At 73.3% G+C, this 20,051-nt stretch carries 23 protein-coding genes and 1 tRNA gene; 13 read left to right on the top strand and 11 right to left on the bottom strand.

Annotated features, from left to right (window positions below):
* The first annotated feature begins 13 nt into the window (after positions 1–13).
* Complete coding sequence (locus tag L332_RS17110) at positions 14–676, top strand: trimeric intracellular cation channel family protein (protein ID WP_021009453.1); 663 nt, start codon at positions 14–16, stop codon at positions 674–676.
* Positions 677–697: 21 nt separating this feature from the next.
* On the opposite strand, the gene L332_RS17105 is transcribed toward L332_RS17110, so the two are convergent.
* The 3 genes from L332_RS17105 to L332_RS17095 are packed head-to-tail and all read right to left on the bottom strand — an operon-like array spanning position 698 to position 2,114.
* Positions 698–1,495, bottom strand: coding sequence for an SURF1 family cytochrome oxidase biogenesis protein (locus L332_RS17105; RefSeq protein WP_021009452.1), 798 nt, complete (start codon positions 1,493–1,495; stop codon positions 698–700).
* Entirely contained in the window at positions 1,495–1,746 is a 252-nt protein-coding gene (locus tag L332_RS17100) for a hypothetical protein (RefSeq protein WP_021009451.1), read from the bottom strand. The genes L332_RS17105 and L332_RS17100 overlap by 1 nt, the downstream gene beginning before the upstream one ends.
* Entirely contained in the window at positions 1,743–2,114 is a 372-nt protein-coding gene (locus tag L332_RS17095) for a DUF3099 domain-containing protein (RefSeq protein ID WP_021009450.1), read from the bottom strand. The genes L332_RS17100 and L332_RS17095 overlap by 4 nt, the downstream gene beginning before the upstream one ends.
* 96 nt (positions 2,115–2,210) lie before the next feature.
* Between L332_RS17095 and fabG the strand changes: the two genes are divergently transcribed.
* On the top strand, positions 2,211–2,918 hold the full coding sequence (gene fabG / locus L332_RS17090; protein ID WP_021009449.1) for a 3-oxoacyl-ACP reductase FabG: 708 nt from the start codon (positions 2,211–2,213) through the stop codon (positions 2,916–2,918).
* 16 nt (positions 2,919–2,934) lie between these two features.
* Here the strand turns inward: fabG and L332_RS17085 are convergent, their stop codons facing one another.
* From L332_RS17085 to glgC, 3 genes are read right to left on the bottom strand one after another with little or no spacing between them, the layout of a single operon-like run.
* Positions 2,935–3,672: a metallophosphoesterase family protein gene (locus L332_RS17085; RefSeq protein WP_021009448.1), complete on the bottom strand. Its 738-nt coding sequence runs from the start codon at positions 3,670–3,672 to the stop codon at positions 2,935–2,937.
* Between the two features lie 7 nt (positions 3,673–3,679).
* The gene (serB, locus tag L332_RS17080) at positions 3,680–4,324 is read right to left on the bottom strand and encodes a phosphoserine phosphatase SerB (RefSeq protein ID WP_021064844.1); all 645 of its coding nucleotides are present in this window, start codon (positions 4,322–4,324) and stop codon (positions 3,680–3,682) included.
* Positions 4,321–5,556, bottom strand: coding sequence for a glucose-1-phosphate adenylyltransferase (gene glgC / locus L332_RS17075; RefSeq protein ID WP_021009446.1), 1,236 nt, complete (start codon positions 5,554–5,556; stop codon positions 4,321–4,323). Before glgC ends, serB begins: the two co-directional genes overlap by 4 nt.
* A gap of 80 nt (positions 5,557–5,636) precedes the next feature.
* Between glgC and glgA the strand changes: the two genes are divergently transcribed.
* The 3 genes from glgA to L332_RS17060 all read left to right on the top strand — a co-directional run bounded on the left by glgA (position 5,637) and on the right by L332_RS17060 (position 7,971).
* Positions 5,637–6,836: a glycogen synthase gene (gene glgA, locus L332_RS17070; RefSeq protein ID WP_031223199.1), complete on the top strand. Its 1,200-nt coding sequence runs from the start codon at positions 5,637–5,639 to the stop codon at positions 6,834–6,836.
* A 10-nt stretch (positions 6,837–6,846) separates the two neighbouring features.
* Positions 6,847–7,632, top strand: a complete 786-nt coding sequence (locus tag L332_RS17065) for an ABC transporter ATP-binding protein (protein WP_021009444.1) — start codon at positions 6,847–6,849, stop codon at positions 7,630–7,632.
* Between the two features lie 90 nt (positions 7,633–7,722).
* Positions 7,723–7,971 carry a type B 50S ribosomal protein L31 gene (locus L332_RS17060; protein WP_021009443.1) on the top strand — a complete coding sequence of 83 codons (249 nt, stop codon included), beginning with the start codon at positions 7,723–7,725 and terminating at the stop codon, positions 7,969–7,971.
* A 261-nt stretch (positions 7,972–8,232) separates the two neighbouring features.
* Here the strand turns inward: L332_RS17060 and L332_RS17055 are convergent, their stop codons facing one another.
* Positions 8,233–8,979 (bottom strand): exonuclease domain-containing protein, encoded by a 747-nt coding sequence (locus tag L332_RS17055; RefSeq protein ID WP_021009442.1) that lies wholly within the window; start codon positions 8,977–8,979, stop codon positions 8,233–8,235.
* Between the two features lie 48 nt (positions 8,980–9,027).
* Between L332_RS17055 and L332_RS17050 the strand changes: the two genes are divergently transcribed.
* Positions 9,028–9,924 (top strand): alpha/beta fold hydrolase, encoded by an 897-nt coding sequence (locus L332_RS17050; RefSeq protein WP_235045050.1) that lies wholly within the window; start codon positions 9,028–9,030, stop codon positions 9,922–9,924.
* A complete protein-coding gene (locus tag L332_RS17045) occupies positions 9,924–11,003 on the top strand; it encodes a glycosyltransferase family 4 protein (RefSeq protein WP_021009440.1) in 1,080 nt (359 codons plus the stop codon). Before L332_RS17050 ends, L332_RS17045 begins: the two co-directional genes overlap by 1 nt.
* A 15-nt stretch (positions 11,004–11,018) precedes the next feature.
* On the opposite strand, the gene L332_RS17040 is transcribed toward L332_RS17045, so the two are convergent.
* Entirely contained in the window at positions 11,019–11,888 is an 870-nt protein-coding gene (locus L332_RS17040) for a Sir2 family NAD-dependent protein deacetylase (RefSeq protein WP_052588556.1), read from the bottom strand.
* Here L332_RS17040 and L332_RS17035 point away from each other — a divergent pair.
* Positions 11,887–12,684, top strand: a complete 798-nt coding sequence (locus L332_RS17035) for a TrmH family RNA methyltransferase (protein WP_021009438.1) — start codon at positions 11,887–11,889, stop codon at positions 12,682–12,684. The two genes, L332_RS17040 and L332_RS17035, sit on opposite strands and share 2 nt — an antisense overlap.
* Positions 12,681–13,940, top strand: a complete 1,260-nt coding sequence (locus tag L332_RS17030; RefSeq protein WP_144060975.1) for a D-alanyl-D-alanine carboxypeptidase family protein — start codon at positions 12,681–12,683, stop codon at positions 13,938–13,940. Before L332_RS17035 ends, L332_RS17030 begins: the two co-directional genes overlap by 4 nt.
* Here L332_RS17030 and L332_RS17025 read toward each other — a convergent pair.
* Positions 13,937–14,749 carry an SGNH/GDSL hydrolase family protein gene (locus L332_RS17025; protein ID WP_021009436.1) on the bottom strand — a complete coding sequence of 271 codons (813 nt, stop codon included), beginning with the start codon at positions 14,747–14,749 and terminating at the stop codon, positions 13,937–13,939. The genes L332_RS17030 and L332_RS17025 overlap by 4 nt on opposite strands.
* 83 nt (positions 14,750–14,832) lie before the next feature.
* On the opposite strand from L332_RS17025, the gene dinB reads away from it, so the two are divergent.
* Entirely contained in the window at positions 14,833–16,077 is a 1,245-nt protein-coding gene (dinB, locus tag L332_RS17020) for a DNA polymerase IV (RefSeq protein WP_021009435.1), read from the top strand.
* Between the two features lie 27 nt (positions 16,078–16,104).
* Here the strand turns inward: dinB and L332_RS17015 are convergent, their stop codons facing one another.
* Positions 16,105–16,347 (bottom strand): PspC domain-containing protein, encoded by a 243-nt coding sequence (locus L332_RS17015; protein WP_021009434.1) that lies wholly within the window; start codon positions 16,345–16,347, stop codon positions 16,105–16,107.
* A gap of 94 nt (positions 16,348–16,441) precedes the next feature.
* Positions 16,442–16,527, bottom strand: a tRNA-Leu gene (locus L332_RS17010).
* A gap of 113 nt (positions 16,528–16,640) precedes the next feature.
* Between L332_RS17010 and L332_RS17005 the strand changes: the two genes are divergently transcribed.
* The 3 genes from L332_RS17005 to L332_RS16995 are packed head-to-tail and all read left to right on the top strand — an operon-like array spanning position 16,641 to position 20,048.
* On the top strand, positions 16,641–17,933 hold the full coding sequence (locus tag L332_RS17005) for a M20/M25/M40 family metallo-hydrolase (RefSeq protein ID WP_021009433.1): 1,293 nt from the start codon (positions 16,641–16,643) through the stop codon (positions 17,931–17,933).
* Positions 17,934–17,955: 22 nt separating this feature from the next.
* Positions 17,956–18,789: an undecaprenyl-diphosphate phosphatase gene (locus L332_RS17000; RefSeq protein ID WP_021009432.1), complete on the top strand. Its 834-nt coding sequence runs from the start codon at positions 17,956–17,958 to the stop codon at positions 18,787–18,789.
* Positions 18,789–20,048 (top strand): hypothetical protein, encoded by a 1,260-nt coding sequence (locus L332_RS16995; RefSeq protein ID WP_031223197.1) that lies wholly within the window; start codon positions 18,789–18,791, stop codon positions 20,046–20,048. Before L332_RS17000 ends, L332_RS16995 begins: the two co-directional genes overlap by 1 nt.
* Positions 20,049–20,051 lie beyond the last annotated feature (3 nt).

The following is a 20,051-nucleotide window of genomic DNA, read 5'->3' as shown; positions in this document are numbered from 1 at the left end:
GAGGGAGGTCCGCATGCTCGATGAGCCGGTCGGCTGGCTGTCGGCGGTCGGCGGCGCGCTCAACGCGATCGGCATCGTCGCGTTCGCGATCTCCGGCGCGCTGCTCGCGGTGCAGAAGCGCATGGACCTCGTCGGCATGGCGGGGCTCGCGGTCGTCACCGCCACCGGCGGCGGCATGCTGCGCGACCTGCTGATCGGCGCGACTCCCGTCGCGGTGCTGCGCGAGTGGTGGATGATCGGCGCCGCGCTGCTCGGCGCGCTCGCCGTCTTCCTGCTGCACCGGTGGATGGACAAGCTCGACCGGCCCGTGCTCATCTTCGACGCGATCGGCCTCGGCATCTTCGTCGTCGCGGGCGCGACGAAGGCCGTCCACCACGGCGTCGACCCGGTCGGCGCGGCGTTCGTCGGCATGCTGACGGGCATCGGCGGCGGCATCCTGCGCGACGCCCTCGCGAACGACATCCCCGCCGTGTTCCGGCGCGACTCGCGGCTCTACCTGCTGCCGGCGCTGCTCGGCTCGAGCGCCGCGGCGACCGCCGAGTGGATGGGCTGGGGGCACTGGGCCGTGCTCACGGGCATCGCGCTCGTCGTCTGCGCGCTGCGCATCGCGAGCGAGCTGCTCGACTGGCGCGTGCCGTCGCTCAAGACGCAGGCGATCCCGACGGTCCGCGACTGACGCGGCGACGATCCGGAGCGCTCAGGCGCGGTCGAGGATGTCGTCCTCGACGTCGGCGTCAGAGCGCCGCTCGCGCTTCGGCTTCGGCGGCGGCGCGTCGCCGCGCAGCTCCTCGCGCATGCCCCACGCGACCGCGGCGTAGCCGAAGAGCGCGAAGACGAACCATTGCAGCGTGTAGGAGAGGTGCGGTCCCTCGTCGAGCACGGGGCGCGTGGCGATCGCGACGTCGTCGGGCGCAGCGCCGTCCTCGCTCACGAGCAGCCCGTAGGCGCCGACGTAGGCATCGCCGTCGATGCCCTCGGCGATCGCAGGCAGGTTGACGGATGCGATCTGGCCCTCGGGAGCGCCCCGGCCGGGGATGTCGCCCTCGTTCGGGCGCAGCCGCGCGACGACGGTCGTCGGCCCAGCCGGCGTCGCGGGGTCGGTGACGGGCCGCTCGGCGCCGGGGGCCTGGTCGATCCAGCCCCGGTCGACGATGAAGACGGTGCCCTCGGTCGTGCGGAACGGCGCGATGACGTCGAAGCCGACCTCGCCGCCGCGCCAGCGGCCGCGCAGCAGCAGCTGCTCGTCGAGCAGGTACTCGCCCTCGAGCACGACAGGCGTCCACTGCTTGGCTGGATCGAACGCTGCTGGATCGGGGATGGCCTCGGCCACCGCGACCGGCGAGCGGTCGTAGTTCGACTCGAGCCGCTCGATCGCGGCGAGCGCCTCCTCCCGGCGGTTCCACTGCCAGACGCCGAAGAGGCAGCACGCGATCGCGAAGATCGTCGCCAGCGCGACGTAGCCGAGCCAGCGGGGCTGGCGGAGGAGGGTGAGCATCAGGCGACTCGCTCGACCGTCTCGCCGAACGCGGTCTCGACGACGGGGAAGCCGCGCGAGCGCAGCCACGCGGCGAGGCTCTCGCGGTGCTCGGCGCACGCCGCCCACGTCTTCACGCGGTCGGCGTCGTGGATGCGCGGGTTGCGCCAGTGCAGGGCGTGCGCAGCCTGGGCCGAGCACCCGGCCGACGAGCACATCGCCGACGGGCTCGGCGCGCCGGCGCCGCCGTCGAGCATGCCGAGGAGACTCATGGCGCCGCTCCGTCGCGACCGCGGTCGTCGCGCGCCGATCCGCCGCCGAGCGGATCGGGCGAGGCGCGCCACGTGCGCTCGTCCGCGGCGAAGCCGCCCGCGGCCGAGGGCCCGGCGGGCAGCGCGTTCTGCGCCTCCCGCACCTCGCCGACCGCGTGCGTCGAGACGTTCGCGACCACGACCGCGAAGTAGGGGATGAGCACGGCGACGAGCGCCGGCGCGAGCTTCCACCAGCCCGGCACGACGAAGAAGAGGCCGAGGCACCCGACCCGCACGAGCATCATGTACAGGTACATGCGGAAGCGCCTCTCACGATCCTCGTCTGGGGAGATCGGGAGGTCGGTGATCGACGCGGACCGTGCTCGCATGGCCCGACCACTCTACAGGCGCGCCCTTTGCGCCAGCCCTGTCTTTCGGGCTCGCCCCGGCCTTCCGGGATGGCCCGGTCTTCTAGGCTGGCTCGCATGACCTCTCGCACCGTGCTCGTCACCGGCGGCAACCGCGGCATCGGCCGCGCGATCGCCCAGTCCTTCCTCGACGCCGGCCACCGCGTCGCGATCACCTCGCGCGACGGCTCCGGCCCCGAGGGCGCGCTCGCGGTCGCGGCGGACGTCACGGACGCCGCCTCGATCGACGCGGCGTTCACTCGCATCGAGCAGGAGCTCGGCCCGGTCGAGGTCGTGGTCGCAAACGCGGGCATCACGCGCGACACGCTCCTCATGCGCATGAGCGAGGAGGACTTCGCCGCGGTCGTCGACACGAACCTCGGCGGCGCGTTCCGCGTCGCGCAGCGCGCCTCGAAGGGCATGCTGCGGGCCAAGTGGGGCCGCGTCATCCTCATCTCGAGCGTCGTCGGCCTCTACGGCGGCCCCGGCCAGGTCAACTACGCCGCCTCGAAGGCCGGCCTCGTCGGCATCGCCCGCTCGATCACGCGCGAGCTCGGCGCCCGCGGCATCACGGCGAACGTCGTCGCGCCGGGCTTCATCGCGACCGACATGACCGCCGAGCTCGACGAGAAGACGCAGGCGGAGTACAAGCAGGCGATCCCCGCGGCGCGCTACGGCAGCGCCGAGGAGGTCGCCGGGGTCGTGCGCTGGCTCGCCGGCGACGAGGCCGCCTACATCTCGGGCGCCGTCATCCCCGTCGACGGCGGCCTCGGCATGGGTCACTAGCCGACGAGGGCGGCGCTCAGGCGCGGCGCTGGTCGACGCCCGAGCGGAGCTCGGCGATCCAGTGCTCGAGGAACGGGATGCCGGCCGCGCGCGCGATCGCGATCTCGGCCTCGACGTCGTAGGGCACGCGCACGAACTGCACCGAGAGCTCGCCGGCGTCGCCCGCCTCGAGCAGCGCGTACGCCGCGGTCGGGTCGCCGTCGAGCTCGTTGCCGGCGCTGCCGACGTTCAGCAGCGACCGGCCCCGGCGGATGTCGAGCCACTGGTCGTGGAGGTCGCCGTACGCGACGACGTCGGCCCGCGCGACCGCACCCGTCGCATCCGTCGGCTCGAACATCGCGTCGAAGGTCGCATCGTCGGCGCCCGAGCGCACGCGGTGGTGGACGGAGTCGGCGGATGCGTGGAAGAGGCGCACGAGGCGGGAGCCGAGCACCGCGTCGTGGTGGAAGGGGATCGAGGCGAGCCACGCGAGCGCCTGGGCGCCGAGCTCGTCGCGGTACCACGCGGGCGCCGTCCACGGCGAGCGCTCGGGCGCCGCGACCGCCTCGTCCCAGTTGCCGCGCACCACGACGTCGCACGCCTCGCGCGCGAGCGCGACGACGGCCCGGCCCCGCGGCCCCTTGCCGACGAGGTCGCCACCGCACCACACCGCATCCGCCCCGCGCCGCCGCGCGTCGGCGAGCACCGCCTCGAGCGCCGTGAGGTTGCCGTGCATGTCGGAGACGATCGCGATGCGCTGCGAGGGAGCGGCCATCGGCGCCTCAGCCGGGCAGGATCGGGATGAGCTCGCGGAAGTCGGGCACGTCGATGGCGTTCGTCGCCGCCTCGCGCACGAGCGGCTTCGCGCAGAACGCGACCGAGATGCCCGCCGCCTCCATCATGAGGACGTCGTTCGCGCCGTCACCGACCGCCATGACGCGCTCGCGCGGCACGCCGAGGTTCAGCCGCAGCGACTCGAGCGTGTCGCGCTTGGCCGCGCCGTCGATGACGGGGCCGATCGAGCGGCCCGTGAGGCGCCCATCCGCGACCTCGAGCCGGTTCGCGCGCGCGTGGTCGATGCCGAGCTCGGCCGCGAGCGGGTCGAGCACCTCGTGGAAGCCGCCCGAGACCGCCGCGATGCGGCCGCCGCGCGCGTGCACCTCGGCGATGAGCTCGGGCACGCCGTCGGTGACCGTCACCTGCTCGCGGGCCGCGTCGAGCACCGAGACCGGCAGCCCCTCGAGCATGAGGAGGCGCTCGGCGAGCGAGGCGGCGAAGTCGAGCTCGCCGCGCATCGCGCGCTCGGTGACCGCCGCGACGTGCCGCTCGGCGTCGGGCCCGACGGCGCGTGCGAGCAGCTCGATGACCTCGTCGCGGATGAGCGTCGAGTCGACGTCGGTGACGACGAGGAGCGATGCCCCCGTCACAGGATCGTCGAGCCCTTCGGCACCGTGACGATGCCGGAGGCCGAGATGGAGAAGCCGCGCGCGAGGTCGGCCTCGTGGTCGACGCCGATCTGCACGCCGGGGCCGATCTCGACCGCCTTGTCGATGATCGCCCGCCGCACGACGGCGCCGGCGCCGACGTGCACCTGGTCGAAGAGGATCGCGTCGGAGACGGTCGCGCCCGCGTCGATCGTGCACCACGGGGAGACGACGCTGCGCACGACGCTCGCCCCCTGCACGACGGAGCCCGCGCCGACGATCGCCTCGTTGACGTCGGCCGCGCGACCCCACGCATCCCTCGTGAACTTCGCCGGGGGCGCGTTCACCGTCTGGGTGTAGATCGGCCACTCGCGGTTGTAGAGGTTGAAGATCGGCAGCGCCGAGATGAGGTCCATGTGCGCGTCGAAGAACGACTCGATCGTGCCGACGTCGCGCCAGTAGTACTTGTCGCGCTCGGTCGCGCCGGGGACGGTGTTGTTCTTGAGGTCGTACATCGCCGCCTCGCCGCGCTCGACGAACCAGGGGATGATGTCGCCGCCCATGTCGTGGTCGGAGTCCTCGAGCCGGTTGTCGGCGATCACGGCCTCGACGAGCGCGTCGGCGTCGAAGACGTAGTTGCCCATCGACGCGAGCACCTCGCCGGGCGCGACGGCGAAGCCGGATGCGTCGGCGGGCTTCTCGTGGAACGCGCGGATGTAGCCGGGCTTGTCGTCGTCCTCCTCGATGACGCCGAACTGGTGCGCGAGCTCGATCGGCTGGCGGATGCCCGCGACAGTCGCGCGCGCTCCCGAGGCGAGGTGGGCGTCGATCATGTCGCGGAAGTCCATCCGGTAGACGTGGTCGGCGCCCACCACGACGACGATGTCGGGCTTCTCGTCGGCGATGAGGTTGAGCGACTGGAAGATCGCGTCGGCGCTGCCGGCGAACCAGTGCTTGCCGGTGCGCTGCTGCGCCGGCACCGACGTGACGTAGGAGTTGAGCATCGACGACATGCGCCACACCTGCGAGATGTGGCGGTCGAGCGAGTGCGACTTGTACTGCGTGAGCACGACGATCTGCCGCAGGCTCGAGTTGATGAGGTTCGAGATCGCGAAGTCGATCAGTCGATAGGCGCCGCCGAACGGCACCGCCGGCTTCGCCCGATCGGCGGTGAGGGGCATGAGCCGCTTGCCCTCGCCGCCTGCGAGCACGATCCCGAAGACCTTCTTGTCCATGGGTTCACCCTACGGTTCTTGTCTGCACGCTGACCAGGAGCCGGACGGCGGGTGCGGATGCGCTGGCGTACTGTGTGGGCATGCGCGTCGACCTGCTGACGAAGGAGTATCCGCCGGAGATCTACGGGGGAGCGGGAGTGCACGTCACCGAGCTCGTGAAGGCGCTCCGCGACTCGACCGAGGTGCGGGTGCGGTGCTTCGGCGCCCCGCGCGACGAGCAGGGCGTGACCGCCTACGACGTGCCCGCCGAGCTCGCCGACGCGAACGGCGCGCTCCAGACGCTCGCGGTCGACCTGCAGATCGCCGACGCGGTCGCCGACGCCGATCTCGTGCACTCGCACACGTGGTACGCGAACGAGGCGGGCCGGCTGGCGCAGGAGCTGCACGGCATCCCGCACATCGTCACCGCGCACTCGCTCGAGCCGCTGCGCCCGTGGAAGGCCGAGCAGCTCGGCGGCGGCTACCGCATCTCGAGCGACATCGAGCGGCGCGCCTACGAGGCAGCCGACCGCGTGATCGCCGTGTCGGACGGCATGCGCGCCGACATCCTGCGCTCCTACCCGTCGCTCGACCCCGAGCGGGTCGTCACGATCCACAACGGCATCGACCTCGAGGCGTGGGCGCCGCTGCCCGACGCGGATCGCGCGCGCGAGCTCGGCATGGACCCCGACCGACCGGCCGTCGTCTTCGTCGGCCGCATCACGCGGCAGAAGGGCCTTCCGCACCTGCTGCGCGCCGCTCGCTCGCTCCCGGAGGACGTGCAGCTCGTGCTCGTCGCCGGGGCGCCCGACACGCCGGAGATCCTCGCGGAGGTCAAGGGCCTCGTCGACGAGCTCCGCTCCGCGCGCGGCGGCGTCGTCTGGATCGACGACGTGCTCGCCCGCGACGACGTGCGGGTGCTGCTGAGCCACGCGACGACGTTCGTGTGCCCGAGCGTCTACGAGCCGCTCGGCATCGTCAACCTCGAGGCGATGGCGTGCGGCGCGCCTGTCGTCGGGAGCGCGACCGGCGGCATCCCCGAGGTCATCGTCGACGGCGAGACGGGCTACATCGTGCCGATCGACCAGGTGCAGGACGGCACGGGCACGCCCACCGACCCCGACCGCTTCGTCGCCGACCTCGCCGACGCGCTCACGCGCATGGTCGCCGACCCCGCCGCCGCCAAGCGGATGGGCGAGGCCGGCCGGGCGCGCGCCGCCGAGCACTTCGACTGGCACCGCATCGCGGCCGAGACGCGCGAGGTCTACGAGCGCGTCATCGACGAGCGCGCCGGTCGATAGGCTCGCTGGCATGGCGAACGTGCTCGAGCTCCGCGATGTCTCCTTCGTCCGAAGCGGCAACCGGATCCTCGATCGTCTCTCCTGGAGCGTCGACGAGGCCGACCGCTGGGTCATCCTCGGCCCGAACGGGGCCGGCAAGTCGACGATCCTGCAGCTCGCGGCAGCCGCGACGCACCCGACGTCCGGCGAGGTGCACGTGCTCGGCGAGCGCATCGGCAAGGTCGACGTCTTCGAGCTGCGCACGCGCATCGGCCTCGCCGCGACGAACCTCGCGCGCCGCATCCCCGCGGCGGAGCGGGTCGGCGACGTCGTGCTCACCGCGGCCTACGCCGTCACCGGCCGGTGGAACGAGCGCTACGAGTCGCTCGACCTCGAGCGCGCCGCCGAGGTCATGGACGCGTGGGACCTCAGCGCCCTCGCGACCCGGCCGTTCGGCACGCTCTCCGACGGCGAGCGCAAGCGCGTGCAGATCGCCCGGGCCGTCATGACGGACCCCGAGCTCATGCTGCTCGACGAGCCGGCCGGGAGCCTCGACCTCGGCGCGCGCGAGTCGCTGCTCGCCTCGCTCGAGGAGTACGCGTCGAGCCCGCTCGCGCCGGCGATCGTCATGGTCACCCACCACGTCGAGGAGATCCCGCCGGGCTTCACGCACGCGATGCTGCTGCGCGAGGGCGGCATCGTCGCGGCTGGGCCGCTCGACGACGTGCTGACGGATGCGCACCTCACCGAGACCTTCGGCATCCCGCTCGCCATCGCCCGCGAGGGCGGCCGCTGGTCGGCGCGCGCGAAGCGCTGAGCCGCACCCGAGCCCTTCCCACCTGATACACTCGTCTGTCGGCCCGCACGCCGACCGAAGACTTCCGCGCCCGAGCGACCAAGGAAACCCATGAAGACCGAGATCCACCCCGACTACCGCCCGATCGTGTTCCGCGACCTCGCCTCGGGCGAGACGTTCCTCACGCGCTCGACGATCACGAGCGACAAGACGATCGAGCTCGACGGCGAGACCTACCCCGTCATCGACGTCGAGATCTCGTCGGCCTCGCACCCGTTCTACACGGGCAAGCAGCGCATCATGGACTCGGCCGGCCGCGTCGAGAAGTTCAAGAACCGCTACAAGGGCTTCGGCGGCTGATCGCAGCAGCACGCAGAGAGGGCGACGGGCTTCGGCTCGTCGCCCTCTCTCGTCACCCCGCGCGCAGAGTGCCGGAACTCTGCGCTGAGGGCAGCCGCGAACCGCAGAGTGCCGGAACTCTGCGCTGAAGGCGGCCGCGAACCGCAGAGTGTCGGCTCTCTGCGCTGAGGGCGCTCGCAGACCGCAGCGTGTCGGCACTCTGCCGCCGAGGCTCGAGACAGGCCTCGGCGCTGAGGTCGGCGACCCGGAGGGGTCTCCGCTCTAGCGCTCGACCGCGCGAAGCGGCCAGCCGCGGCCCGCGCTGAACGTCGGGTCGGAGCGGCGCTTGAACTCCTCGAAGCCCGCCGCCTGCTCGTCTGCCCAGCGCTCGGTGAGCTCGTGGAGCGAGATCGGGTCGATGCGCAGCTCGGGGTAGCGGGCCGTCATCACCTGAGCGAGCCGGCCCGCGGCGATCGCGTCGGCGCTCGCGTCGTGGGCGTCGACGAGCTCGATGCCGTAGACCTCGGCGGCGACCGTGAGGGTGCGCTTGCCGCGGCGGTAGCGGTCGACCTGGCGGTCGATGACCATCGGGTCGATGACCGGCCGCGCGTCGAGCGGCTCGATGCCGTAGCGGCGGCACTCGGCGGCGAGGAGCGAGAAGTCGTAGGCGGCGTTGAACGCGCAGACCGCGAGCCCGCCGGCGAAGTGGCGGGCGAGCTCGTCGCGGATCTCCTGCACCGCGATCGGCGCCTGCACGCCCTCGGCGCGCGCCCGCTCGGTCGTGACGCCGTGCACGGCGGTCGACGCGGCCGGGATCTCGACGCCGGGGTCGACGATCCAGTAGCGGCCCTCGATGACGGCGCCGCTCGCATCGAGCACCCCGACGAACGCGGTGACGATGCGCGACTGCGCGGGATCGATGCCCGTCGTCTCGAGGTCGAAGACGGCGAGCCGATCGATCCAGCGATCGGGCGCCTCGGGGCTCACCTCGAGGATCGGCCTCCGCAGCTGCACGCTCGTCTCCGTCATGCGCCCACGGTAGCCCGCACCTCCCACACCCGCGGGTAGGCTCGACCGGTGCCAGTGGAAAGCGGATCGCCGTCGCCCTACCGAGCGCTGCTCGACGCGCTCCCGCGGCGCGAGCGCACGATCGACGTCGACGGCACCGCCACGGCGGTGTTCGAGTACGGCGAGCCGGATGCGCGCCCGATCGTCTTCGTGCACGGCTTCCGCGGCGACCACCACGGGCTCGAGCCGATCGCCGCGCACCTGCCCGGCATGCGGGTCATCGTGCCCGACCTCCCGGGCTTCGGCGACTCCGAGGCCCTGCCCACCGCATCCATCGACGCCTACGCCGCGTGGCTGCGCGCGCTCGTCGCGAGCGAGGCGCCCGGCGCCGCCGTGCTCGGCCACTCGTTCGGCTCGATCGTCGTCGCGCACGCCGCCGCGAGCGGTCTCGACGCGAGCCGCATCGTGCTCGTCAACCCCATCGCGACGCCCGCCCTCTCGGGCCCCAACCGGCTCGGCTCGGCGCTCGCGCTCGGCTACTACCGCGCGGCGGCCGCCCTGCCCGAGCGCGCGGGCCTCGCGCTGCTCGGCGCGCCGCCGATCGTGCGCGGCATGAGCGCGTTCATGGCGAAGACGCGCGACCGGGGGCTGCGCGCCTGGATCCACGGCCAGCACGACGCCTACTTCTCGAGCTACGCCTCGCGCCGGTCGGTGCTCGAGGCGTTCGACGCCTCCATCCGCCACACGGTCGGCGAGGTCGCGGCCCGCATCGCGCAGCCCGTGCAGCTCATCGCCGCCGATCGCGACGACATCACGCCGCTGCGCGAGCAGCACCGGCTGCGCACTCGCTTCCCCGACGCGCGCCTCGCGGTGCTCCGCGGCACCGGCCACCTCGTGCACTACGAGCAGCCGCGCGAGGCCGCCGCGGTCATCCGGCGCTTCCTCGCCGAGGATGCCGCGCGCTGATGCGCATCCTGTTCGACTGCCGCTACGTGCGCCTCGAGCGGCACGACGGCATCTCGCGCTTCTCGGCCGAGCTCGTCGCCGAGCTCGCCCGCGACCACGACGTCACGATGCTCGTGAGCGACGAGCGGCAGCTCGCGATGCTCCCGCGCCTGCCGCACGTGCTCGGCCCCTCGCCGACCGGCCCGCTCGAGCCGCTCGCGTCGTGGCGGCTGCGGCGCGTGCGCGCCGACGTCGCGTTCTCGCCGATGCAGACGATCGGCTCGATCGGCCGCGCGTGGCCGCTCGTGACGACCGTGCACGACCTCATCTACTACCGCCACCCGACCCCGCCGCCGAGCCTGCCGGCCGCCGTGCGGCTCCTGTGGCGGCTCTACCACCGCTCCTTCGGGCCGCAGCGCATGCTGCTGAACGCCGTCGACGGCGTGGTGACGGTCTCGGAGACGACGCGCGGCCTCATCGAGCGGCACCGGCTCACGCGCCGCCCGGTCGCGGTCGTCCCGAACGCGTTCGCGCCGCTCGGCGAGCCCGTCGCGCACGCCGCCCCGCCCACTCGCCGGCTCGTCTACATGGGCTCGTTCATGCCCTACAAGGACGTCGAGACGCTCGTCGCCGCCGCGCGCCTGCTGCCCGAGCACGAGCTGCACCTGTGCAGCCGCGTCGATCCCGCGACGCGCGAGCGGCTCACGCGGCTCGCGGCAGGCGCATCCGTCGTCTTCCACGACGGCGTCACCGACGCCGAGTACGCCGAGCTGCTGCGGAGCGCGACGGCGCTCGTGCACGCGTCGCGCGACGAGGGCTTCGGCATCCCGCTGCTCGAGGCGATGAGCCTCGGCGTGCCGGCGATCGTCGCCGACACGGCGATCTTCCGCGAGGTCGGGGGCGACGCTGCGCGCTACTTCCCGGTGGGAGACGCGGATGCGCTCGCGCGCGCCGTGCGCGCCCTCGAGGGGGAGTGGGTGGCCGTCTCGCGCGCCTCCCGCGAGCAGGCCGCGCGGTTCAGCTGGCGCGCCTCAGCCGAGCGGCTCGGCGCCTTCCTCGCCCAGGTCGCCGCGGCGTCGCCGCGTCGCCGCGCGCGCTGACGCCGCAGTCGCGGCTCAGGCCGGCGCGCCGAGCGCGTCGGCGATCGCGGAGAGCGACTCGCTCGTGCCACCCTCGACGCGCGCCGCCGCGCGGCCGTCCCACTTCGTCGGCCCGCGGTTGACGATCACGATCGGCACGTCCTCGCGCCGCGCGACCTCGAGCAGCCGCGTGCCGGAGTTCACGACGAGCGAGGAGCCCGCGACGAGCACGACCTCGCCCGCCGCGACGATGTCGCGCGCCGCGGCGAAGACGTCGACGGGCACGAGCTCGCCGAAGAAGACGACGTCGGGCTTGAGGATGCCGCCGCACACCGGGCACGCGGGCACCTCGAAGCGCTGCGACGCGTCGATCTCGACGTCGCCGTCGGGCTGGAGCCGCACTCGCTCGGGCATGCGGATCCACGAGTTCAGCCGCTCGATCTCGTCGGCGATCCGGTGCCGGTCGAAGGTCGTGCCGCAGTCGAGGCACGAGACGGTGTGGAGCTGCCCGTGCACGTGCGTCACGTTCGTCGAGCCGGCGCGCTCGTGCAGGTCGTCGACGTTCTGCGTCGCGATGCCGGTCGTGAGCCCCGCGCGCTCGAGCCGCGCGAGCGCCCGGTGGCCCTCGTTGGGCTGCACGCCGGCGAAGCGCTGCCAGCCGAGGTGGCTGCCCGCCCAGTAGCGGCGTCGCGCGTCAGCGCTCGCGAGGAACGTCTCGAACAGCATGGGGTTGCGCGGCGGCGCGCCGGCACCCCGGTAGTCGGGGATGCCGGAGTCGGTCGAGATGCCCGCGCCGGTCACGACCGCGATGCGGCGACCGCGCAGCAGGTCGATGGCGGTGTCGAGCACGGTCACGACCCTAGCCCCGGTATCCTCGAGCCCGGCGGGGGAAGGCTGGGAGCGCATGCAGATCGTGTCGATCGACTCGCTCGCCGACCCCCGGCTCGAGGACTTCGTCGGGCTCACCGACGTCGCCCTCCGCCGCCGCACCGAGCCCGAGCGCGGCCTCTACATCGCCGAGTCGCAGACGGTGCTCGAGCGCGCGCTGCGCGCGGGCCACGAGCCGCGCTCGGTGCTCGTCGCCCCGCGCTGGCTGCCCGACGTCGAGCGGCTCGTCGGCGGCCTCGACGTACCGGTCTTCGTCGGCGACGAGGGCGTGCTCGAGCAGATCACGGGCTTCCACCTGCACCGAGGCGCGCTCGCCTCGATGCGCCGACCCGTGCTGCCGGATGCGTCGGCGCTGCTCGAGCGCGCCCGTCGCGTCGTCGTGCTCGACGGCCTCGTCGACCACACGAACGTCGGCGCGGCGTTCCGATCGGTCGCCGGCATCGGCGGCGACGCGGTGCTCGTGACCTCGACGTGCGCGGATCCGCTCTACCGGCGGAGCGTGCGCGTCTCGATGGGCACGGTGCTGCAGGTGCCGTGGGCGCGCATCGACTCGCTCGAGGCAGTCGTCCCCGTCTTCCACGACGCGGGCTTCGAGGTCGTCGCGATGGCGCTCCGCGACGACGCCGTCGACCTCGACGAGTACGCGGCGGCGCCCGCGGAGCGCGTCGCGCTCGTCTTCGGCTCGGAGGGACCTGGCCTCTCGGCGCGAGCGATCGCCGCCGCCGACAGCGTCGTGCGCATCCCCATGCACCACGGCGTCGACTCGCTCAACGTCGCGGCCTCGGCCGCCGTCGCGATGTGGGCGCTGCGATGACCGCACGCGCGCCCGCGGCCGCCCGCCGCACGCATCCGCTCGTCGTGCTGCTGCGCTCGCTCCTCGTCGTCGCGCTCGTCGCGGCCGTCGCGCTCGCCGCCGCCGTGCTCGTCGCTCCCGCTCCGGCGGTCGCGGGCGAGCCGGTGGAGGCCGCGCCGGCCGAGCTGCCGGCCGCGCAGGTCGCGTGGCCCGAGGCAGCGCGCGCCGCCGGCTACGGCGTCGTGGGCATCGACGGCGGCCCCGACGTGTGGGAGGCGTGGGGGAGCGAGGACGCGCACCCGATGGCGAGCGTCGCGAAGCTCGTCACCGTGCTCGTCGTGCTCGACGCGCACCCGATCGAGGGCGACTCGCGCGGCGCCGTCATCACGCTCGACGCGGACGACGTCGCGGCGCAAGCGCGAGCGGTGCGCGAGAACGCGCCCATCGCGCCGGTCTTCGACGGCATGCAGGTGACGCAGCGCGACCTCGTGGAGTGGTCGCTCGTCGACTCGGCCGGCAACGCGATCTGGTCGCTCGCCAATTGGGCGTTCGGCGACATGGACGGCTTCGCCGCGGCGGCCGCCGCCTGGACCGATCGGCACGGCTTCGACGACACGGTGCTCGCCGATCCCGCCGGACTCGACGCCCGCTCCGTCTCGAGCGCGCCCGACCTCACGCGCATCGCGCTCATGGCCGTCGCCGACCCCGTCGTGCTCGCGACGATCCAGCTCGAGTCGGTGCGCATCCCCGGCATCGGCATCGCACCCAACACGAACCGCATCCTCGGCCAGCACGACATCGACGGCGGCAAGACCGGCACGCTCAAGGTCTGGGGGCGGAACCTCTTCGTCACGGCCACGCGCGAGGTCGACGGGGAGCAGCGCCGGGTCGTGGGAATCGTGATGGGCACGATCGCGGCCGACGAGACCGACGCCGCGATGATCGGGCTGCTCGAGAGCCTGTGGCCGAGCTTCGCCACGCGCACGATCGTCGAGCCGGGCACCGTCGTCGCCGAGTACCGGGCGCCGTGGGGAGCGTCGACGCGAGCGGTCGCGACCGCCCCGCTCGACGCGCACGTCTTCGCCGACGACGCCCCCGGGTGGAGCGCGACGGTCGAACCGATCGAGGCGGGCGCCGTGCCGCAGCCGGTCGGCGAGGTGCGGCTCGAGCGCGGCGACACGGTCGCTCCCGTGCGCACCGCGAGCCTCCTGGCGCCCCCGGACGCGTGGTGGCGCATCACGAACGCACCGCAGGTGCTCGGCTGGTACTTCGACTAGCCGGCGGCGCCCTCGTCGTCGCGCGGCAGCACGACCGGCGCGGCGGTGGGCCGCTTCGGCGAGATCGTGTCGCCGGAGGACTGGCCGCGCAGCCGTCGCAGCACCCAGGGCGCGAGGTGCTCGCGCGCCCACTGCAGGTCGTCGCGCCGCATGCGCTGCCACGTGCGCACGGGCAGCGGCTCCGGCGCCATCGGCTCGAGCGCGTGGTGCACGCCGAGCGCGTCGAGCACGATGATCGCGATCGCGTGGTGGCCGAGCGCTGAGAAGTGCAGCCGGTCGGCGGCCCACATCTGCGGCTGCTGCAGCTGCCGCGCCGACCACATGTCGGCGATCACCGCGCCGTGCTTCGCCGCGACGCCGTGCAGGTTGGCGTTGTAGATGCCGACCTTCCCGCGGATCGCGCGCAGCACCGGCGTCATCGCGATGTCGGGGCCGTTGAAGAGCACGACCTCGGCGCCCGTCGCGCGCAGCCGCCCGACGACCTCGTCGAGCCGCGCCGCGAGCGCGTCGGGGTCGCCGCCGGGCCGGATGAGGTCGTTGCCGCCCGCCGAGATCGTCACGAGGTCTGGCTGGAGCGCGATCGCCGGCTCGAGCTGCTCGTCGACGATCTGCTGCAGCAGCCGGCCCCGGATCGCGAGGTTCGCGTACTCGAAGTCGGGCCGCGAGCGCGCGAGCTCCTCCGCGACCCGGTCGGCCCACCCGCGCACGCCGTTCGGCAGGTTCGGCTCCTCGTCGCCCACTCCTTCGGTGAAGCTGTCGCCGAGCGCGACGTAGCGGGTGAACGGGTGCTCGAGGCCTGGGTGCTGCATGCCTCCATCCTGCCGTGCGTTCCGCCGTCGTCGATCGAGCGGTGTCTCGGAGCCGTGTCGCCGGTGCGTGGGACGATGGATGCGTGAGCAAGCAGGATGGGTCGAACCGGCTCGTCTCGGGCCCCGACGTCGACGACTCGACCGCGACGATCCTGCACGTCGACCTCGACGCGTTCTTCGCCTCGGCGTCGCTGCTCGCGAGGCCCGACCTCGTCGGGCTCCCGGTCGTGATCGGCCACGACTCGACGCGCTCGGTCGTCACCGCCGCGACCTACGAGGCCCGCAAGTACGGCGTGCACTCCGCGATGCCGATGGGGCGAGCGCTGCGGCTGTGCCCGAACGCGATCGTGCTCGAGCCCGACTTCCACCTCTACTCGCGCCTCTCGAAGCACGTGATGGGCATCCTCGACGACGTCTCGCCCGACGTCGAGCGGCTCGGCATCGACGAGGCCTTCGTCGGCATCGCGGGCCTGCGTCGCCTCTCCGGCGGCGCGAACCGTATCGGACCGGGGCTCCGGCAGCGCATCCGGGCCGAGACGGGTCTCGTCGCCTCCGTCGGCGCGGCGAGCACGAAGCACGTCGCGAAGCTCGCCTCCGGTCGTGCGAAGCCCGACGGGCTGCTCGTCGTGCCCGACGAGCACGTGCTCGACTTCCTCCACCCGCAGCCCGCGAGCGCCATCTGGGGCGTGGGGCCGAAGCAGCAGGAGCGCCTCGCGCGCTACGGGCTCCACACCGTCGGCGACGTCGCCCGCACGTCCCTCGAGCGGCTCGAGGCGTGGTTCGGCGAGGCGACCGGCCGCCACCTGCACGAGCTCTCGTGGGGGCGGGATCCGCGCGAGGTGCGCGAGCGAGGTCACGAGAAGACCTTCGGCCACAACCACACGTTCTCGCACGACGTCGTCGATCGCACGGAGCTCCAGGGCGAGATCCTGCGGCTCGCGACGGGCGTCGGCCGGCGCCTCCGCGACGCAGGCGTGCAGGCGCGCACCGTGACGCTCACCGTGCGGTTCCACGACTTCCGCACCATCACGCGCTCGCGCACGCTGCCGGAGGCGACCGACGTCACGCGCGTGCTCGTCGAGACGGCGTGGTCGCTCCTCGACGCGCTCGGCGAGCCCCCGCCCGTGCGGCTCCTTGGCGTGCGAGCGAGCTCGGTGCAGGACGCTGCCGATCACGGGCTGCTGTGGGACGACACCGAGACGTGGGGGAGCGCGGAGCGCGCGATGGACGCGGTGCACGACCGCTTCGGCGCCGCCGCGGTCGCACCCGCGAGCATGCTGCGGCGCGAGCGGAAGCGCGACGACACGGGACCCTCCGGCGGCGACTGAGCCGCGAGCGATGCGGCGCCTGCCGCGTCAGCCGCGTCCGAGCCAGCGCTCGAGCGGGATCGAGCCGCGGTGGTTCGGCGTCAGCAACCACACGACCGCGTAGAGGCCCCAGCCGACGACCGGCAGCGCGAACAGCAGCAGCGTGACGAGGCGCACGAGCCACACGTTGATGCGCGTCTTCGCGGCGATGCCGCCGCAGATGCCGGCGAGGATCCGCTGCGGGCCGCGGCGGAAGCCCGCCCGGCGGATGGAGTCGAAGATGGAGGCCATGGGCTCACGCTAGCCGCGCCGGCTGGACGGCGGGAGGGGGACTTCCCCCAGGAACGGGAAGAGGCCCGGAGCGAATCGCTCCGGGCCTCTCTCGTGCGCGAGGGGGGACTTGAACCCCCACGCCCTAATACGGGCACTAGCACCTCAAGCTAGCGCGTCTGCCAATTCCGCCACCCGCGCAGAGTGTCGGTTTCCTTTGCAGGACCGAGAAATGACTCTAGCACGCTCCGGAGGGGGTCGATGACCACCCGGTGCGCACGGGGCCGGGAGTGCGGGGCGGCTAGCCTTGAGCGGTGACCGATGGCCTCTCCCGCACCGTGCAGCTCGCCCGGGACCTCATCCGCATCGACACGCAGAACTGGGGCGGTGGGCGATCGTCCGGCGAGGCGGATGCGGCGGCTTACGTGAGCGCGGTGCTCGCGTCGATGGGCGTCGAGAGCGAGACCTTCGAGTCGGCGCCCCGCCGCGCGAGCGTCGTCGCCCGCATCGACGGGGAGGACCCGAGCCTGCCGCGGCTCGTCGTGCACGGCCACCTCGACGTCGTGCCCGCCGACGCGAGCGAGTGGAGCGTCGATCCCTTCGCGGGCGAGATCCGCGACGGCCTGCTGTGGGGCCGCGGCGCGGTCGACATGAAGCAGATGGACGCGATGATCCTCGCGGCACTCGAGCGCATCCTCGCGAGCGGCCGCCGTCCCCGGCGCGGCCTCGTCGTCGCGTTCTTCGCCGACGAGGAGGCGGGCGGCGCCTACGGGGCGCAGTGGCTCGTGCGCAACCACCCGGAGCTCTTCGAGGGCGCGACCGAGGCGATCAGCGAGGTCGGCGGCTACTCGATCGAGGTCGGCGGCCGCCGCGCCTACCTCCTCCAGACGGGCGAGAAGGCGCTGCAGTGGATCCTGCTCCGCGCTCGCGGCACGGCCGCGCACGGCTCGCAGCACATGCGCGACAACGCGGTGACGAAGCTCGCCGCCGCGGTCGCCGCGGTCGGCGCGCACGAGTTCCCCGTCGAGCTCACCGACACGACGCGCGAGCTCATCGCGCGGGTCGCCTCGCTGCTCGGCGTCGACGACGACGACCCCGACGCGGTCGCCGAGCGCACCGGCACCGTCTCGCGCTTCCTGCGCTCGAGCCTCCGCCACACGGCGAACCCGACGATGCTCGACGCGGGCTACAAGCACAACGTCATCCCCTCGGTCGCCGAGGCGCGCATCGACGTGCGCCCGCTGCCCGGCCGCGAGCGGGAGGCGATCGACGCCATCCGAAACCTCATCGGCGAGGGCATCGAGATCGAGCTCGTGCACGGCGACATCGGCATCGAGCACCCGTTCGGCGGCGCGCTCGTCGACGCGATGGCCGCCTCGCTCGGCCGCTTCGACCCCGAGGCGCCCGTGCTGCCGTACATGCTCTCGGGCGGCACCGACAACAAGTCGCTCGCCGAGCTCGGCATCGCGGGCTACGGGTTCGCGCCCCTGCGGCTCACGCCCGACCTCGACTTCGCCGCGATGTTCCACGGCGTCGACGAGCGGGTGCCGCTCGACGCGCTCGACTTCGGCACCGACGTGCTCGAAGACCTGCTGCTGACCTACTGACCCACCTACAGACCAGGGGACCATGGACTGGCTGATCGCGATCGTGCTCGGGGTGCTGCAGGGCGCCACCGAGTTCCTGCCCATCTCGTCGAGCGCCCACCTGCGCATCGCGGGCGAGCTGCTGCCCGGCGCGGAGGACCCCGGTGCGACGTTCACGGCCATCACGCAGATCGGCACGGAGCTCGCGGTCGTCATCTTCTTCTGGCGCGACATCTCGCGCATCATCGCGAAGTGGTTCGGGTCCCTCCGCGGCACGGTCGCGAAGGACGACCCCGACGTCAAGATGGGCTGGCTCGTCATCATCGGCACCGTGCCGATCGTCATCGCCGGCGTGCTCTTCCAGGACCTCATCCGCGACCAGCTGCGCAGCCTCTGGATCACGGCGACGGTGCTCATCGTCTTCGGCGTCATTCTCGGCCTCGCCGACATGCTCGGCAAGCGCGTCAAGACGCTCGAGACGACGACCTACCGCGACGGCCTGCTCATCGGCGTCGCGCAGGTGCTCGCGCTCATCCCCGGCGTCTCGCGCTCGGGCGCGACCGTCACGATGGGCCGCGCGCTCGGCTACGAGCGGCCCGCCGCCGCGAAGTACGCGTTCTTCCTCGCGGTGCCCGCCGTCTTCGGCTCCGGGTTCTACGAGGCGTACCAGGCCTTCACCGAGCCCGCGTCGATCGGCCTCGGCTGGGGACCGACGATCCTCGCGACCGCCGTCGCCTTCCTCGTCGGCCTCGCCGTCATCCGCTGGCTCATGGCGTGGATCTCGCGCCGCAGCTTCGCCCCGTTCGTCATCTACCGCATCGCGCTCGGCGCGGTGCTGCTCGTCGCCCTCTCCGCCGGCTGGATCGAGGCCCTCTGATGCGCTCCTGGCAACGGCCCCCCGTGCCCTCGCTCGCCGAGCTCGGCCACGGCGAGGGAGATAGGCCGAGCGTGCACGACGTGCGGCGCGACGGGAGGGCGGTCGTCCCGGCCGGCCCCACCGCATCCATGTACACGTGCGGCATCACGCCCTACGACGCGACGCACCTCGGGCACGCCTTCACCTACCTCGCCTTCGACACCCTCACGCGCGTGTGGCTCGACGCAGGGCTCGAGGTGCGCACGGCGATGAACTCGACCGACGTCGACGACCCGCTGCTCGAGCGCGCGGCGCGCGACGGGGTCGACTGGCGCGAGCTCGCCGAGGCGCAGCAGCAGCTCTTCCGCGAGGACATGGCGGCCCTGCGCGTCCTGCCGCCCGACTCGTGGGTCGCGGTCACCGAGCGCATCGAGCCGATCGCCGAGGCGGTGCAGCGGATGCTCGAGACGGGCGACGCCTACACGCTCCCGGCGGGCGACGCCCCGGGCGTCGACGTGCTGTTCGACGCGAGCCGCCCGCGGCAGTTCCGCATGGGCGCGGGCAGTCGCACGAGCGAGGCCGAGATGCTCGAGCTCACGCGCGAGTTCGGCGGCGACCCCGACCGCCCGGGCAAGCGCTCGCCGCTCGACCCGCTGCTGTGGCGCGCCGAGCGGCCGGGGGAGCCGGCCTGGGACTCGCCGCTCGGCCGCGGCCGGCCCGGCTGGCACGTCGAGTGCACCGTCATCGCGATGGCCGAGCTCGGCGCGCCCTTCACCGTCGCGGCGGGCGGCCGCGACCTGCGCTTCCCGCACCAGGAGATGCAGGGCCACCACGCGCTCGCGCTCGGCGCCGACCTCTTCAGCGACGTGCGGCTGAGTGCCGGGCTCGTCGCGTTCGAGGGCGAGAAGATGTCGAAGTCGCGCGGCAACCTCGTGCTCGTCTCGCGGCTGCGCGAGCAGGGAGCGCGGCCCGCTGCGATCCGGCTCGCGCTGCTCGACCACCACTGGCGCTCCGACTGGGAGTGGATGCCGGGCGAGCTCGAGGCCGCCGAGGCCCGGCTCGACCGGTGGCTCGAGTGGGCGGCGATCCCTGCCGACGACCCCTCGCGCGACGACAGCGTCGTGCCGTGGCTGCGCGTGACGCTGCAGGACGACCTCAACACGCCGGCGGCGCTGCAGGCGGTCGACGCGTTCGCGCTGCGGGCGCCCGCCGACGAGGGCAGCCTCGCGGCGATCGACGCGCTGCTGGGCATCGACCTCCGCGCCGTCGAGCGGCGCTAGGGC

Origin of the sequence: Agrococcus pavilionensis RW1, from assembly GCF_000400485.1 — a bacterium.
In the GTDB taxonomy this organism is placed as follows: domain Bacteria; phylum Actinomycetota; class Actinomycetes; order Actinomycetales; family Microbacteriaceae; genus Agrococcus; species Agrococcus pavilionensis.
Note: the sequence above shows the minus strand (reverse complement) of the source record. Positions and strands in the feature narration are given on the sequence as shown.

What these genes read in the sequence shown, in the direction of transcription:
- glgC (WP_021009446.1), bottom strand. Translation starts at nt 5,556, where the DNA reads ATGGACAAGAAGGTCTTCGGGATCGTGCTCGCAGGCGGCGAGGGCAAG.
- L332_RS17030 (WP_144060975.1), top strand. Translation starts at nt 12,681, where the DNA reads ATGACCGCACGCGCGCCCGCGGCCGCCCGCCGCACGCATCCGCTCGTC.
- L332_RS17105 (WP_021009452.1), bottom strand. Translation starts at nt 1,495, where the DNA reads ATGCTCACCCTCCTCCGCCAGCCCCGCTGGCTCGGCTACGTCGCGCTG.
- L332_RS17035 (WP_021009438.1), top strand. Translation starts at nt 11,887, where the DNA reads ATGCAGATCGTGTCGATCGACTCGCTCGCCGACCCCCGGCTCGAGGAC.
- L332_RS17085 (WP_021009448.1), bottom strand. Translation starts at nt 3,672, where the DNA reads ATGGCCGCTCCCTCGCAGCGCATCGCGATCGTCTCCGACATGCACGGC.
- glgA (WP_031223199.1), top strand. Translation starts at nt 5,637, where the DNA reads ATGCGCGTCGACCTGCTGACGAAGGAGTATCCGCCGGAGATCTACGGG.
- L332_RS17110 (WP_021009453.1), top strand. Translation starts at nt 14, where the DNA reads ATGCTCGATGAGCCGGTCGGCTGGCTGTCGGCGGTCGGCGGCGCGCTC.
- L332_RS17055 (WP_021009442.1), bottom strand. Translation starts at nt 8,979, where the DNA reads ATGACGGAGACGAGCGTGCAGCTGCGGAGGCCGATCCTCGAGGTGAGC.
- L332_RS17060 (WP_021009443.1), top strand. Translation starts at nt 7,723, where the DNA reads ATGAAGACCGAGATCCACCCCGACTACCGCCCGATCGTGTTCCGCGAC.
- L332_RS17095 (WP_021009450.1), bottom strand. Translation starts at nt 2,114, where the DNA reads ATGCGAGCACGGTCCGCGTCGATCACCGACCTCCCGATCTCCCCAGAC.
- L332_RS17100 (WP_021009451.1), bottom strand. Translation starts at nt 1,746, where the DNA reads ATGAGTCTCCTCGGCATGCTCGACGGCGGCGCCGGCGCGCCGAGCCCG.
- L332_RS17015 (WP_021009434.1), bottom strand. Translation starts at nt 16,347, where the DNA reads ATGGCCTCCATCTTCGACTCCATCCGCCGGGCGGGCTTCCGCCGCGGC.
- L332_RS16995 (WP_031223197.1), top strand. Translation starts at nt 18,789, where the DNA reads ATGCGCTCCTGGCAACGGCCCCCCGTGCCCTCGCTCGCCGAGCTCGGC.
- L332_RS17000 (WP_021009432.1), top strand. Translation starts at nt 17,956, where the DNA reads ATGGACTGGCTGATCGCGATCGTGCTCGGGGTGCTGCAGGGCGCCACC.
- L332_RS17065 (WP_021009444.1), top strand. Translation starts at nt 6,847, where the DNA reads ATGGCGAACGTGCTCGAGCTCCGCGATGTCTCCTTCGTCCGAAGCGGC.
- L332_RS17025 (WP_021009436.1), bottom strand. Translation starts at nt 14,749, where the DNA reads ATGCAGCACCCAGGCCTCGAGCACCCGTTCACCCGCTACGTCGCGCTC.
- L332_RS17040 (WP_052588556.1), bottom strand. Translation starts at nt 11,888, where the DNA reads ATGCGCTCCCAGCCTTCCCCCGCCGGGCTCGAGGATACCGGGGCTAGG.
- fabG (WP_021009449.1), top strand. Translation starts at nt 2,211, where the DNA reads ATGACCTCTCGCACCGTGCTCGTCACCGGCGGCAACCGCGGCATCGGC.
- L332_RS17045 (WP_021009440.1), top strand. Translation starts at nt 9,924, where the DNA reads ATGCGCATCCTGTTCGACTGCCGCTACGTGCGCCTCGAGCGGCACGAC.